The following is a 13965-nucleotide window of genomic DNA, read 5'->3' on the forward strand; positions in this document are numbered from 1 at the left end:
CTACTCGAACAATAGAGAGAATTGATAACAAGGCGTGAGTAGAAGGAGCCACGCCATGAAACCCGTATCGACGAGCCTCTCCGACGCGAACCGGAACCTCTCCGGCGCGCTCCTGATCACCGGAGCCGTCGCCCTCATGGCGCTGCAAGACGCCGTGATCCGGCTGATGAGCGCAGATCTGCCGCTCGGCCAGATCTTCCTTCTGCGCTCGGCGCTTGTCCTGCCGCTCCTCACCCTCGCCGCGCGGGGCGGGAGGCTCGCGGTCTGGCGCACTGCGTTCGGTGCCGGACCGCTGCTGCGCGGGCTCTGCCTGACGCTCATGTATCTCTCGCTCTATTCCGTCCTGCTGGTCCTGCCGCTCGCGACCCTGGCCGCTGGCTTCTATACCGGCCCACTCTTCATAACCCTGCTCGCCGCGCTGATGCTGAAGGAGCCTGTCCGACTTCGGGGCTGGATCGCCGTTGGTACCGGGTTTCTCGGGGTCCTCGTCCTGTTACGGCCCGGAGACGCCGCCTTCAGTCCGGCCGCACTTGTGCCCGTGCTCTCCGGTTTCTGCTACGCGCTTGGAGCAATCCTCGCGCGGGGGGCCTGCCGGAAGCACGCCCCCGTCTCGCTTGCGATCGCCCTCAACCTGACCCTGCTGCTTGCCGGCGCTCTGCTGCTCGCCGTCGGCGAGACCATCTCGGGCATGGGTGACAATTCACCGTTCCCTCTGCCCGGCTGGACGGCTATGGCGGCTGCCGACTGGCAGCTGATCGGTATGCTGACGGTCCTGATGGTTGGGATCGGGATCGGCCTCGCTGCGGCCTACCAGCACGCCACGCCCGCCGTCGTCGCGAGTTTCGACTACAGCTACCTGATCTTCGCCGCTCTGCTCGGCTACATATTTTTCGCCGAGATCCCGGATCCGACGACGATCGCGGGCATGGTCCTGATCGCGTCGGCCGGCCTGTTGTCGATCGTAAAAAGTTGAGCCGTCCGGAACCGCCTACTTCGCGAAGGCCACGTCCCGGCCCGGCGCGGCGGCGAGCAGCGTGCGGGTATATTCGTGCTGCGGGTTGGCATAGACCTTCGCGGTCTCGCCCTCCTCCACCACGACGCCGTTCTGCATCACCATGATGCGGTCGCAGATCTGCGCCGCGACCCGGAGATCGTGGGTGATGAAGAGCATCGCGAGGTCGTAGCGCTCGCGCACATCGTCAAGCAGATCGAGCACCTGCGCCTGCACCGATACGTCGAGCGCCGAGACCGCCTCGTCCGCGATCAACACCTTCGGCTGCATGGCGAGCGCGCGCGCGATGCAGATGCGCTGGCGCTGGCCGCCGGAGAACTGGTGCGGAAAGCGGTCGAGCGCCTCGGCGCTGAGCCCGACGATCTCCATCAGCTCCTTCGCCCGCGCTTCCGCTTCCGCCGCGGAGACACCGAAATTCATCGGCCCCTCGACGATCGACTGACCGACCGTGCGGCGCGGGTTGAGCGAGCGGTAGGGGTCCTGGAAGACGATCTGGATGTCGCGCCGGTGCGGCCGCATCGCGCTTTCGGAGATCGTCGCGATATCGGCGCCCTCGACCTCGATATGGCCGGACGTCGGGTCCTGCAGACGGACGATGCAGCGCGCCAGCGTGGACTTTCCGGAACCGGACTCGCCGACCACGCCAAGGGTTTCGCGCCGGTGAACGACCAGATTCACATCCTTGTTCGCATGCACCTCACGCGATTTCCGGAACAGGCCGACGCCGCCATAAGTCTTGTTGACCTTCTGTGCGATCAGCGCCGGCGCCGTCTTGTCGATCTCGGCCCGGTGGCTCGGCTCCATCGAGGGGACCGAGGCGATCAGCATCTTGGTATAGGGGTGCTGCGGGCGCAGCAGGATCTCGTCACGCGTGCCCTGCTCGACCACCTTGCCCTTCTGCATCACCACGATGCGGTCGGCGATCTCCGCCACCACGCCGAAATCGTGCGTGATGAAGAGCACGCCGGTGCCGTGGCGCTGCTGGATATCCTTGATCAGCTCGAGGATCTGCGCCTGCGTGGTGACGTCGAGCGCCGTCGTCGGCTCGTCCGCGATCAGCAGGCCCGGCTCCAGCGCGAGCGCCATGGCGATCATGATGCGCTGGCGCTGCCCGCCCGAAAGCTGGTGCGGATAGCTGTCATACATCTTCACGTGATCAGGCAGGGAGACATCCTCCATCACCTCGAGCACGCGAGCCTTCTGTTCGGCCGGAGAAAGGTCGGTATGGATCTCAAGCATCTCGCGGATCTGCTCGCCGACCTTGATCACCGGGTTCAGCGCCGTCATCGGCTCCTGGAAGATCATCGCCATCTTCTCGCCGCGGAGGCGGCGCATCTCGGCGACGGACTTCTTCAGCAGATCCTCTCCCTGAAGAATGATCTCGCCCTTGACGGCCTTCACCTCCTTCGGATTGAGCCCCATCGTGGTGAAGGCGGTGACGGACTTGCCGGAGCCGGACTCGCCGACCACGCAGACGATCTCCTTCGCCCCGACGGTGAAGGAGATGTCCTCCACCGCGAAGGGACGGTCCGCGCCCTTTGGCAGCGCCACCGAGAGATTGCGGATTTCCAGAACGGGAGTGGAGCCGGTCATGCGCGCATCTTCCTGGCAATACGGGGGTCGAGCGTGTCGCGCAGCCCGTCGCCGACGATGTTGACGGCGAGCACGGTCAGCGCCAGCGCGACGCCGGGATAGAAAATGATCCAGGGGGTGAGCTGGAAGTAGGTCCGGCCCTCAGACATGATGTTGCCCCAGCTCGGGATTTCCGGCGGGATGCCGGCGCCGAGGAAACCGAGGATCGATTCCGTCAGCATCGCCGCCCCGCAGATATAGGTCGCCTGCACGATCATCGGCGCGATGGTGTTCGGCAGGATATGGCGGATCAGGATGAAGGGCAGCCGCGTCCCCGCCGCGATGGCGGCCTCCACATAGGGCTCCTCGCGTACGGTGAGCACCACCGAGCGGACGAGGCGCACGACCCGTGGCACTTCGGGGATGGTGATGGCTATGATGACCGTGGTCAGCGTCGCCCCCGAGATCGCGATCATCGCGATCGCGAGCAGGATCGCCGGGATCGCCATCAGACCGTCCATCACCCGCATGACCGGCGCATCGAGCCAGCGGATATAGCCCGCGACCATGCCTGTCACCATCCCGATCGCCGTGGCGATCACAGCAACCGAGATCCCGACGACGAGCGAGATCCGTCCGCCGTGAACCACGCGCGAGAAGACGTCACGGCCGAGAAAGTCGGTCCCGAACCAGAAGGCCGAGGACGGCGCCTTGAGCCGGCTCATCACGTTCTGCTCTGTCGGCGTGACAGTGAAGAACGGACCGATGATCGCGATCGCAACCATCGCCAGCAGCAGCAAACCGCCCCAGAAGACCGCCTTGTTGCGCAGCACCAGCCTCAGGGTCGAGGGCTGGGCCTTTTCGGTGAGGTCCGCTTCGGCGGAGAGCTCGGGTGTCTCTGCGGCGGCCATCAGTAACGGATCCTCGGGTCGAAGAGCGTGTAGGACAGGTCGATCAGCAGGTTGATCAGGATATAGATGAAGCTGAAGAACAGGATCAGCCCCTGGATCACCGGATAGTCACGGGCCAGCACGGCGTCGAGCACGAGGCGCCCGAGGCCCGGGATGTTGAAGACCGACTCGGTGACCACCACGCCGCCGATCAGCAACGCGATGCCGACACCGATCACGGTGACGATCGGCACCGCCGCATTGCGCAGCGCGTGATGGATCAGGATCTTCCATTCCGACTGGCCCTTCGCGCGGGCGGTCCGGACATAATCCTCTTCCAGAACCTCCATGACGGAGGCGCGGGTCATGCGCGCGATGAGGGCGATGAAGATGACGGAGAGCGCCATCACCGGAAGCACCATGTGCCGGAGAAAGGTCAGCAACCCGTGGTCGAAGGGCGATTTATAGCCCTGCACCGGTAATATCTTCAGCCACATCGCCAGTACATAGATCAGGCAATAGGCGAGGACGAAGACGGGAACGGAAAAGCCCCCGACGGAAAACAGCATGACCACGCGGTCTACGAGCGAGCCCGACTTCCAGGCCGCGATGGTCCCGAGCGGCACCGCGACGGCGACGGCGAACAGGATCGTGCAAAGCGACAGCAACAGCGTCGGCTCGATGCGCTGTCCGATCAGCTCGACCACGGGCTTCTTCGAAAAGATGGCCGTGCCGAGGTCGCCTGAGGCGAGTTGCATCATCCAGTGCCAGAGCTGCACGGGGATCGGATCGTTGAGGCCGAGCTGGGTGCGGATCCGCTCCACATCCTCGGCCGTCGCGTAGTCTCCGGCGATCACCGCCGCCGGGTCTCCCGGCGCGAGGCGCAGCAGCATGAAGACGAGGACCGCGACGATCGCCATCACCGGGATGGTCGAGAGCACGCGCTTCAGCACATAGGTCAGCATGGAAATGCTCACTCCTCAAAGCCATCACGCGAGATCCGCCCGGAAAGGCGGCCTCGCGGAGGCATTGCAGAGGCACCGCCCGGGACCAGGCCCGGGCGGCTCCTTCAGATGGGATGTCAGTCGACCGACAGGTTCCAGAAGAACTGAACCGGCGACTTGATCAGGCCCTTCACGTTGTTCCGGTAGGCAACCGGAACGAAGAACTGACCGAGCTGACCGGACGCACCGATCTTCCAGAGGCGCTCCTGCACCTTGTGGCCGGCGGCGATCTTCGCTTCCTGACTCGTGGCATTGGCGAAGGCGGCGCGCGCCTTTTCCAGCTCCTCGTCGGTCGGCCAGCCGAACCAGCCCTTGGCCGGATCGCCGGAGAAGGCAATCGCCATGGGGTCGATCACGTCGGCTCCGATCCACCAGGTGTGGAAGATATTCCAGCCGCCCTCGGACACCGGGTCGCGCTTGGCCCGGCGGGAGGTCAGCGTGGACCAGTCCATCGCCTGCATGTCGACGTTGAAGCCGGCCTTGCGCAGCTTTTCGCCGGTGATCAGGGTGAAGGCGGAAAGCACGGGGATGTCGGTCGGATGCATGATCACGACCGGCGTGCCGTCATAGCCCGCGGCCTTGAGCGCAGCGGCAGCCTTCTCGGTATCGCCCGTCTTGATGCTGTCGGCAGCGACCTCGGAGGCGAGCGGCGTGCCGCACGGATAAACCGAGTAGCAGGTCTTCCAGAACTGCGGATCGCCGATCGCGCCCGCCAGATAGTCTTCCTGCTTCATGGCCATGAGCGCGGCCTGCCGGATCTCGACCTTGTCGAACGGCGGCAACAGGTGGTTGAAACGCGCGAAGCCGATATTGCCGAGCGGGTCATTGACCTCGACGGTCACGCCTTCCGCCGCGGAAAGCAGCGGCATCAGGTCGGTCGAGGGCTGTTCGAAGTAATCGATCTCGCCCGCGATCAGCGCGTTCATCGCCGTGGTCTGGTCCGGGAAGTAGGTCCAGATCACCTTGTCGACCTTGGCGATCTTGCCGCCTGAGGCCGCGGACGGCGCTTCCTTGCGCGGCACGTAACCGTCGAACTTGGTGTAGACCACGGTCGAGCCCGGGACCCACTGATCCGCCTCGAACTTGAACGGGCCGGAGCCGATATGCTCGGAGATCTGCTCGAACGGGTCGGTCGCCGCGATGCGCGCCGGCATGATGAACGGCACGTTGGAGGAGATCTTGCCGATCGACTCCAGAACAAGGCCGTAGGCGCTCTTCAGCTTGAACTGGAAGGTCTTGTCGTCGACCGCGACCATCTCGTCCATCTGCTCCATGAGCTTCTGGCCCATGCCGTCGCGTGCCCCCCAGCGCTTGAGGGAAGCAATCACGTCGGTCGAGGTCACCGCTGCGCCATCGTGGAACTTGAGGCCGTCGCGGAGCTTGAAGGTCCAGACCTTGCCGTCCGAGGAGGTCTCCCAGGTGTCGACCATCTGCGGCTGCGGTTTGAAGTTCTCATCCATCGCAAAGAGCGTGTCATAGATGAGATAGGCATGGTTGCGGGTGATGTAGGCCGTCGTCCAGATCGGATCGAGGTTCTTGAGGTCCGCGTGCGGGATGACCCGCAGTACTTTTTCAGCGCTTGCCAACGTCGGCGCGCCTGCCAATGGCAGGGCCATGGCGACGAGAGCCAGAAGGCTGCGTCGAGTCCAACCAATCATCTTTTTATCCCCTGTTCTGATTTTTACTCGGAGAGCGCGGGGTTGGCCCCGTCTTTACCGTCTTATGACCATATGTTTTGCATCGCACCATCACCGAGTCAATGAAACCTGGGGGCCGCAAGCGCTCGTAAAGAGGAAATAGTCTGATCGCGCAGAAGCAGCACGGGCCAGCAGTCAGGCTTCCACCGCGCGCATCTCTCCGACGCCCTGACGGATGATCTGGAACGAGGACCAGCAGAACAGCCCCGCCATGATCCCGGCGACGATCAGATCCGGCCAGCCGGTGCCGGTCTGCCAGACACCGGCGGCGGCCAGTACGACGGCGATATTGCCGATCGCGTCGTTGCGCGAGCAGAGCCAGACCGAGCGGACATTCGCATCCCCGTCGCGGAAACGGAACAACAGGCCTACGCTCGCCATGTTCGCGACGAAGGCAATCACCCCGATCGTGGTCATGATGGCCGCTTCCGGAACACCAAGCACCAGCACCTGGTAGGCGGTCGAGCCAAACACCCAGAGCCCCATGCAGGCAAGCGACACCCCCTTGAAGAGGGCCGCGCCGGCCCGCACTTTCGCCGCCTTGCCGATGACATAAAAACTGAGCGCGTAAGTCGCGGTGTCGGCGAGGAAATCGAGCGCGTCCGCCTTTAGCGCCATCGAGCCGGCACCGAACCCGGCCGCCATCTCGATGAAGAACATGGCGCCGTTGATCAGGATCACCGCCCAGAGCGCGCGCCGGTAGGCCGGCGACATGCCTTCGAAAACAACCCCGTCATGATCGTGACCGCAACAGCCGGACATCGGTCCGCTCCTCGACATTTCCTTCGATGGGTCCAATATGGGAGCTACAGCGACTGTAGGTTCAAGAGGGAAATCCACAGCCATGTCCGGTACCATCCCGTTTTATCCGATCGGCGATCTGGCGAAGCGCACCGGCACCAAGGTGCAGACCATCCGCTACTACGAGAGCATCGGCCTGCTCCCGGAGCCCGCGCGCACCGCCGGCAACCAGAGGATCTACGGTCAGGACCAGCTCGACCGGCTGGCATTCATCAAGCATGCGCGCGATTTCGGCTTCCCGCTCGATGCGATCCGCGAACTGCTGGACATGACCGACCGGCCTGCCGCCTCCTGCGCCGAGGCGGACGCGCTCTGCCGGCGGCATCTGACGGAAGTGCGCCGCAGAATCGGCCGGCTTCAGGCTCTGGAAGGCGAGCTGGAGAGGATGGTGGAGACATGCTCGCACGGGACCGTCGCCGATTGCAGGGTGATCAGCGTGCTGTCAGATCACGAGAAGTGCTGCGCCGACGAACATGAGCCCGTGGAGACGATGCCGTACAAGGCCCCGGCCTAAAGCTCGTCGTCGGGATCGATCTCCCGCTCGTCGTAGCCATGCTTCGAGCTGTAGAAGGCGAGCCACATCAGCCCGCCGCCGAGTAGCAGCGTGAAAACCGAGCCCGCGGCGAGCGCGATGAAGCCGTGAATGCTCATCACAACCTCGCCGTCGACCGAGAACCAGAGCTCCCACACCCCCCAGAGCGCGAAGCCGAGCAGAGCGAAGAGCGAGACCGCGAGAAGGATGATGTTGCGCATCGCGTAAAACCTGTATGGATTTGACCAATATCAGTTCCGGGCGCACTCTCGCCCGAAACAGCGAAAACGGGAACAGGTCATGACGTGGTCTATCGTCGCACGGGAACCGGAGACAGGCCGCTTCGGCATCGCCATCTCCACCTGCGCCTTCGCTGTCGGCGCCATCTGCCCCTGGGCGCGGGCCGGAACCGGCGCGATTTCTACTCAGGCTCACACCAACCCGATGCATGGCGCGCTCGGCATCGATCTGATGGCGAAAGGTCTGCCGGTCGGGGAAGCGCTCCGGATGACGCTCGGCCATGACGAGGGCCGGGACATCCGGCAGGTGCACGGGGTCGATGCGCGCGGCAACACCTTCACCCACACCGGGGCCGCCTGCGTCGACTGGTGCGGACATGCCTCGGGCGAGAACGTCACCGTCGCCGGCAACATGCTGGCCGGCCCGGCGGTCGTCGCCGACACGCTGGCACGTTACGAGGCTTCCGCCAGCCTCGAGTTCGGCGACCGCCTGCTGACGGCGCTCGAAGCCGGCGCGGCCGCCGGAGGCGACAAGCGGGGCAAGCAATCCGCTGCCCTGATCATCCAGGGAAGCGAGCCCTACCGGGAAGCGGACATCCGCGTCGACGACCATGCCGAACCGATCGCCGAACTGCGCCGCCTGTTCACGATCTACGCCGAGACGCGACGGGCCTATATGCAAACCATGGGACGGACGCAGGATTTCTCCGGCATCGTTGATCATGCGGAGCGGGACGCGTTTGTTCTGGCTCGAAGAAAACGCTGATCTTACTTCTGGTTCTTGGGAAACGCGTCGTACCCCCGGACCCGGTGCGTCACCGAATGCTCCCGGTCTATCTCGCCGAGCGGGCATATATCCCAGTTCCAGCTCTCGCCACCCTCCGGCAACGAAACGTCATGCAGCGCGGAGATGGTCGCTGTCTCGGCGCCGGCCCGGTCGCGGATGATGCGGGCCTCGTCGGTGATCAGCGCCGCCGGGCAGGCGAAGGACGCGAGATAGTCGAGATGCGCGCGGACGAGCTTCCGCCCCAGCTCTTCGCTCGCCTCCTCGGTTTGCCCGAAGCGCTCTTCCAGATATTCGTTCGGCACGATCGAGAGCTGGGAGAGTACGTTCGCGGAAACAACGAGGGAAATCGACGGATCGTCGAGATAGGCCGTCGGCAGCGAAACCTCCGTCGTGCCGCCCGCAAGCGCTTCCAGGGAATTGGTCACGTCCAACGTCGCGAGTTTCAGCCTGGGAACCTGGCGTGCGACCTGACGGGCCGGCCCCATGAAGAGAAGATCCGCCAAGATGACCCGCTTGAATTCGGCCAGTAGATCGGCAAGCGGAATATCGTAGAGCAGCCCGGCGCCGAAGATGAGCACTGTATCTCGTGTCTCGCATCGTTCCGCCGCCGCGAGGATCAAGTTCCGGCTCCGGTCGAGATGCGACGCCCACGCGTCCCGGTTACGCCGATACCGGCTCTCGATCCCGACACATTCCCGAAGGAACCCCATGCGCCGATAGGGCTGCGGGCAAGGAGTTGTGAGATAAGTGAAAGCTTCGCGCAGCATACGCCAATGCTAGTGCGGAGGCCGCCGCGCTCCAAGCACGCGGGTCCGCCGCAGCTCAATTGTTCGCGCTGACCCAGACGGACTTCACGCTCACCAAACCCGACGCATCGAGATTTTCGGCAAGGGCAGCCGCGCGCGCCGCATCCAAATCCTGCTTTACGTCAATCTCGACAGGGATATTCCAGGCATCAATGTCGAAAGACCCGATGTAAGAAACAGTGCCGCTTTTGACCTCAAAGAGATAAGGGGCCCGGAGGTCATATCCGCCGCCATCTCGTTTGATGTATTTGGCGAGCCTCGTTGTCTCTGTTCCCTGTGCGCCGCCACCGCGGACAAGAACGTTCTCGAGAAAATAATGCCCGGCCTGGACTGGAACGACGTGGTAGGTCCATCCGTCCTCGGATTCCACCCAGAGCTGTTTTCGGAATCTCTTCGGTCCGGTATCTTTGGCGCGCATTACCTGAACCCGCGCCTCGAGGTTCTTTGCCAAAGCTGTAAAGCCGGACGTCCGATGTTCCGGATAGACGCGGAGCCCGACGACGATATGCGCTTCCGGCGGCTCCCCGTTGACGGTTCCGACGCATCCCGATGCCAGCACGGCAATCGCACATATCTTCAGGAATACAGCTACAGAGCGGACGCTGTTCAGTTTCTGCGCCACGATTATTTCCTCCGAATAAAGCGGTACTGGACCGTCGAGAGATCCGCTTTGCCCGCCAGCCTTTCCTTCATTCTGTCCGGGTGAAATTCGAAGGTGTATTTGAACGGGCTGGCTACGTAATAGTAATTATCGGAGTATTTTGGATTGGTTTCGTAGTCTTCGGCATAGATGAGACGGCGATCGTTCTTCTCTTCGATCGAGAATTTGCCGACCACATCTCCAAGATAGACCGTTTCTCCAGGGGCCACGTGGAAAGTGAGCGCCTTATCCGGAATCTCGCCCTTCTTGAACTGGAGATGATGTTTTCGCGTGATTTTCCCGCGCGCGCCGGGGAACATGATCGTCTTCAAGATCATTCTCTCGAAGACCCAGTCGCCCGCCGGAATTTCGTACAGGTCGTAGACTATATATCCCGTGTCAGTCCTCGCTTCGGGAGAATTATAGTCGTTGAAGGTTCCTGCGGCCCCGGCAAGCGTCCCGAGAGACATGACCATCATCGCCGGAGTAATTTCCGCCCGTTTGTCCAGAACATCGAACCTGAGGTCGACGGAAAGAGACCGTTCCCGGTCTCCGTATCGCCAAGCGCGCGGAACAGTGCCTTCGGCGGGATCGTATTTCCGGAAAATCAGTTCCGGTCCACTCTGGATCTGGCGAATACCGATCTCCGTAGTCCAAACGCTCTCTTCCTGCATCCGGCTTCGATAGGCCTCGAGGCCTTGCGCCCTGACTTCTCTGCCGAAGATCACGTGCGCAGTGCCGGCCTCTCCACTTGCCTCGCTCTCGGTGCCGGGAGGCGTCGTAACACATCCACAGAGCACCGCTGCTGCAAGGATGGGTAACAACGCGCTGCGCACCCTGATTCCTGAGATCGAATTCAATTAGCTCCCTCCACACGCTACATCAGAGAGAATACAAAAATACGACACGCGAGCAAAAATATCTACCTTTTCAATCACTTCGATCAAACCGAAAAGCCATTCCCGCAAATGGGAGATATCCCACGCAAGCGCGCGGCGGTGATGGAGGAAAGAGCCACGTGCCCGCCAGTATCAGGCCCGCAGTACCTCGCCCTTTTCCTCGTCCCAGCGCCAGGCTGAGCGCCCAGGGCGGATCTCGACGCCGCCGACCCACCGCACGCCGCGCTGGATCGAGATGTAATCCTCCTCGCCCGCAAGCACGCGCCGTCCCGCATCGCGCAGCGAGAAGACCCGCTTCGGCCAGGGCTGTCCCGCACTGTCCGGATCCATCAGAATCACCGGATCGGTACTCTTCGCGAGCTCGGTCAGCACGTGCCAGAACATCAGGTCGCCGAGAAACGGCAGCGGCTCGCGCCGCGCCATCAGGATCTGGAAGATCTGGCCCGCGGGCATGTCTCCGAGGTCGTCCAGAATCGACAGCGTGATCCGTTGCGTCAGGCCGAGGCCGCTCTTCGGAGCCGGGAGTTCGGCCAGATGACGCCGGAGCGCCGGCGCCATCAGTTGCAGCGTCGGCGTCCCTGCGGCGGCAATCTCCGCCAGCGCAGACGGGTTGGCATCCGTTACCGCGTCCCAGACTCGCGCGCCGAGGGCGAGTTGCTCCTCCGTCACCGGATGCAGCTCGTATTCCCAGAGCCAGAGCAGGACTTCCGGGTGAAGCTGGCCGAGGCCGACGAAGTCCTGTACGCCGGGCACCTGACCGACACAGATCATCCTCAGGTCGGGCCGCTTTTCGGTCCGGTGGAAGGCCGCGAGTAGACGCGCCAGAATCAGCTGGTCGTAATGGTCGTGCTCAAACCAGAGCACGGTCGGCGCGCCTTCGTTCAATTTCTCCACAGCCACGTATTCGGCCTTGAGTTTTGCCTCGCTCTCCGCCTGTTCGCGGCCATACGCGCCGGAAATAAAATCCGCCCGCCGGGAAATGAACTCGGCCAGCGGCACACGCGGCACCGGCCCCTGGCAATAGGGATCGGAGAATTCGAGGAAACGTCCCTTGAAGCCCGCGACCTCAAGGCTGTGTCGGATATCCTCGCCGCAACGGATATGCGTCGTCTCGGGCGTATCCGGCAGGTCCGGCTTGCCCGCCTCGATGCGGAGCCGGTCGAATCTCAGGCGCTCGATATGCGCCTTCATGCGCGGCCAGCTGAGAAAGCCGTTTTCCCGCGCGATCACGAGTTGCGCGTCTGAGAGCTTGAAATCATCGGCAAGGGCGTTCGGGTGATGGGACTCCGCCCGCCCGCAGGCCTGCGGATCGCCGTCGCGCACGAGCTCGAGCAGCTCTTTCGCGCGCTTGCGCTGCTGTTCGAGATTGAGCCGGCCGCCGAAAAACTCGCGCGGACCGGCAGATGCCGGTGCATTGGATTTAGACATACGATTCCCTCGTCATCTACCGCCTGTGTCCGCCTGACAGGCGAGGAAATCGATCAGATGACGATCACTCGGATTTGGGCGCAGCCCTTTCCGCGGACAGGACGCCGTGAGGCGATGCGGAAAGAGTATCGGATTCCGCAACGGAATCAAGCACCTCATCGCCCATGAGGTGCTGTTTCCGCAGATGTCGAGCGCTAATCACCGGCAGGACTTAAGCGGATCTCTTCTTCCTCGCCGCCGTCGGTGTGCGATGAGTTCTTCTCAGCAACCAATTTCGGAGCCGGGGCTTGCCAGGCTTTTAGCTTCTCGCCAACTTGCGCGTAGAATTCAGGAACAGCCTTTTCAAGCTCAACTATGAACGCCTTGCGCCGACTAAATTGCCCCGCCAAATCTCGCACGTACAAGATTTCGAACGAAGTCGCGACCTTACCCGGCATTTCCGCAATAGCCTGATCGTCCAAAAGAGCCTTCAATGAATGTTGCGTGTTTGCACCACGCCCCGGCCAAATCAAACGAACATATACATTGTCTGGTGTTGACGACTTGAGTTGGCGCAACAACCAGCTCACCCGTGCTTTGGTCGTTTTTTTATCCGATGGGGCCGCGACTCGCATTGATGCCGAAATTGATCGTTTTGCGAAATCTGCTACCAAATTGAGATTACTAGCTGCGTTCGGAATGGAAAATTCTGCAGTTAAGGTCTGCGTCTCCGCAAATTTCTCGCAGTCATGCTTGAGCCTCTCGCCGCTATCACTTGCATGAGCCCGGGACACGCGTATCTCTACGTTTTCCTCGAGTCGGCGACAAAGTATGAGACACAAATCTCGAACTTCTTGATACCAAGCGCCAACTACACTTTGAACGTCGGTTGACCGTGCACTTAGTCTACCTCCTGAGTGTACAAAATCTAAAACGGTCGACCACTCTGCTGGCATTTGATCGAAACTCTGCACTCCAGCACTCTTGTGCTCAAGAAATCGCATCATTTCGCTCAAGATATAGACGTGATCCGAGTCAGCAACCTCGTCTCTATTGATCAACAATGTCCCGATTGTTTCAATGTACTTCCATGACCAATGGAAAAGCTGAACCTTCTTCAAACTCGATGCGTTAACATCAACTGGATGATGACTTGGCAACGGCGCAAATTGATTTGATACCGTAATAACAGCGTCAATTCCATTCAACTTTGCCAATTCTATGTAGCTTAGCAATTGTTCTTTTGAAATTTCATTATTACCGACCTTTGCCTCTACTAATGCAGACCAATCTTTTTGACCAGTTCGCACGACAATTAACCCATCTGGGCGGAGTTTTTTATCATTGCCGTTTTTCAGAACCACTTCGGTATAGGTCTCAAGTCTAGCGCGAACACCGACCCTCAAGCCGAGATCTGCCAAGAGCGATCGCCCGAACTCGTCGACACTTTGGATGCAAGCTAGCAATATCGATAATGTGCGCCCTTCTTTGGATGACTCTGAAAGAACCGGAAACAAGCGTGCAGGTTCTCCTTGGATGACATACTCCGGCCGCTCCCCCATAAGATCACTCCGCAAAAGAATTTTTATACTCGCGGCATGATGTAGCCAATCCTCCATACATGCAATTACTGCACGCATACAAAAATGCGCCCACCACCTTTCAGGGCAGAGAATTAA

The 13965-nt window shown here is 61.6% G+C and carries 14 protein-coding genes; 3 read left to right on the forward strand and 11 right to left on the reverse strand.

The window, feature by feature from the left end:
* Positions 1–55: 55 nt before the first annotated feature.
* A complete protein-coding gene (locus tag IG122_RS20655; RefSeq protein WP_193188183.1) occupies positions 56–973 on the forward strand; it encodes a DMT family transporter in 918 nt (305 codons plus the stop codon).
* Between the two features lie 15 nt (positions 974–988).
* Here the strand turns inward: IG122_RS20655 and IG122_RS20660 are convergent, their stop codons facing one another.
* The 5 genes from IG122_RS20660 to IG122_RS20680 form a co-directional block, all read right to left on the reverse strand.
* The gene (locus IG122_RS20660) at positions 989–2605 is read right to left on the reverse strand and encodes an ABC transporter ATP-binding protein (RefSeq protein WP_193188185.1); all 1617 of its coding nucleotides are present in this window, start codon (positions 2603–2605) and stop codon (positions 989–991) included.
* Positions 2602–3495: an ABC transporter permease gene (locus IG122_RS20665; RefSeq protein WP_193188187.1), complete on the reverse strand. Its 894-nt coding sequence runs from the start codon at positions 3493–3495 to the stop codon at positions 2602–2604. Before IG122_RS20665 ends, IG122_RS20660 begins: the two co-directional genes overlap by 4 nt.
* Complete coding sequence (locus IG122_RS20670) at positions 3495–4439, reverse strand: ABC transporter permease (protein ID WP_193188188.1); 945 nt, start codon at positions 4437–4439, stop codon at positions 3495–3497. The genes IG122_RS20665 and IG122_RS20670 overlap by 1 nt, the downstream gene beginning before the upstream one ends.
* 116 nt (positions 4440–4555) lie before the next feature.
* Complete coding sequence (locus IG122_RS20675; protein ID WP_193188190.1) at positions 4556–6136, reverse strand: ABC transporter substrate-binding protein; 1581 nt, start codon at positions 6134–6136, stop codon at positions 4556–4558.
* 174 nt (positions 6137–6310) lie between these two features.
* Positions 6311–6937 carry a cation transporter gene (locus IG122_RS20680; protein WP_193188192.1) on the reverse strand — a complete coding sequence of 209 codons (627 nt, stop codon included), beginning with the start codon at positions 6935–6937 and terminating at the stop codon, positions 6311–6313.
* An 82-nt stretch (positions 6938–7019) separates the two neighbouring features.
* Between IG122_RS20680 and IG122_RS20685 the strand changes: the two genes are divergently transcribed.
* A complete protein-coding gene (locus IG122_RS20685; RefSeq protein ID WP_193188194.1) occupies positions 7020–7490 on the forward strand; it encodes a MerR family transcriptional regulator in 471 nt (156 codons plus the stop codon).
* Here the strand turns inward: IG122_RS20685 and IG122_RS20690 are convergent.
* Positions 7487–7729: a hypothetical protein gene (locus IG122_RS20690; RefSeq protein ID WP_193188196.1), complete on the reverse strand. Its 243-nt coding sequence runs from the start codon at positions 7727–7729 to the stop codon at positions 7487–7489. The two genes, IG122_RS20685 and IG122_RS20690, sit on opposite strands and share 4 nt — an antisense overlap.
* Before the next feature lie 79 nt (positions 7730–7808).
* On the opposite strand from IG122_RS20690, the gene IG122_RS20695 reads away from it, so the two are divergent.
* A complete protein-coding gene (locus IG122_RS20695) occupies positions 7809–8513 on the forward strand; it encodes a DUF1028 domain-containing protein (protein ID WP_193188198.1) in 705 nt (234 codons plus the stop codon).
* Between the two features lie 2 nt (positions 8514–8515).
* On the opposite strand, the gene IG122_RS20700 is transcribed toward IG122_RS20695, so the two are convergent.
* From IG122_RS20700 to IG122_RS20720, 5 genes are all read right to left on the reverse strand, one after another.
* Complete coding sequence (locus tag IG122_RS20700; protein ID WP_193188200.1) at positions 8516–9154, reverse strand: hypothetical protein; 639 nt, start codon at positions 9152–9154, stop codon at positions 8516–8518.
* A 202-nt stretch (positions 9155–9356) separates the two neighbouring features.
* Positions 9357–9962 carry a hypothetical protein gene (locus tag IG122_RS20705; RefSeq protein ID WP_193188202.1) on the reverse strand — a complete coding sequence of 202 codons (606 nt, stop codon included), beginning with the start codon at positions 9960–9962 and terminating at the stop codon, positions 9357–9359.
* Between the two features lie 2 nt (positions 9963–9964).
* Entirely contained in the window at positions 9965–10840 is an 876-nt protein-coding gene (locus tag IG122_RS20710) for a cupin domain-containing protein (protein ID WP_193188204.1), read from the reverse strand.
* 171 nt (positions 10841–11011) lie between these two features.
* Positions 11012–12307 (reverse strand): DUF1835 domain-containing protein, encoded by a 1296-nt coding sequence (locus IG122_RS20715; RefSeq protein WP_193188206.1) that lies wholly within the window; start codon positions 12305–12307, stop codon positions 11012–11014.
* A 194-nt stretch (positions 12308–12501) separates the two neighbouring features.
* On the reverse strand, positions 12502–13848 hold the full coding sequence (locus IG122_RS20720) for a hypothetical protein (RefSeq protein WP_193188208.1): 1347 nt from the start codon (positions 13846–13848) through the stop codon (positions 12502–12504).
* Between the last annotated feature and the right edge of the window lie 117 nt (positions 13849–13965).

The sequence above is a fragment of the Nisaea sediminum genome (genome assembly GCF_014904705.1).
Lineage (GTDB): Bacteria > Pseudomonadota > Alphaproteobacteria > Thalassobaculales > Thalassobaculaceae > Nisaea > Nisaea sediminum.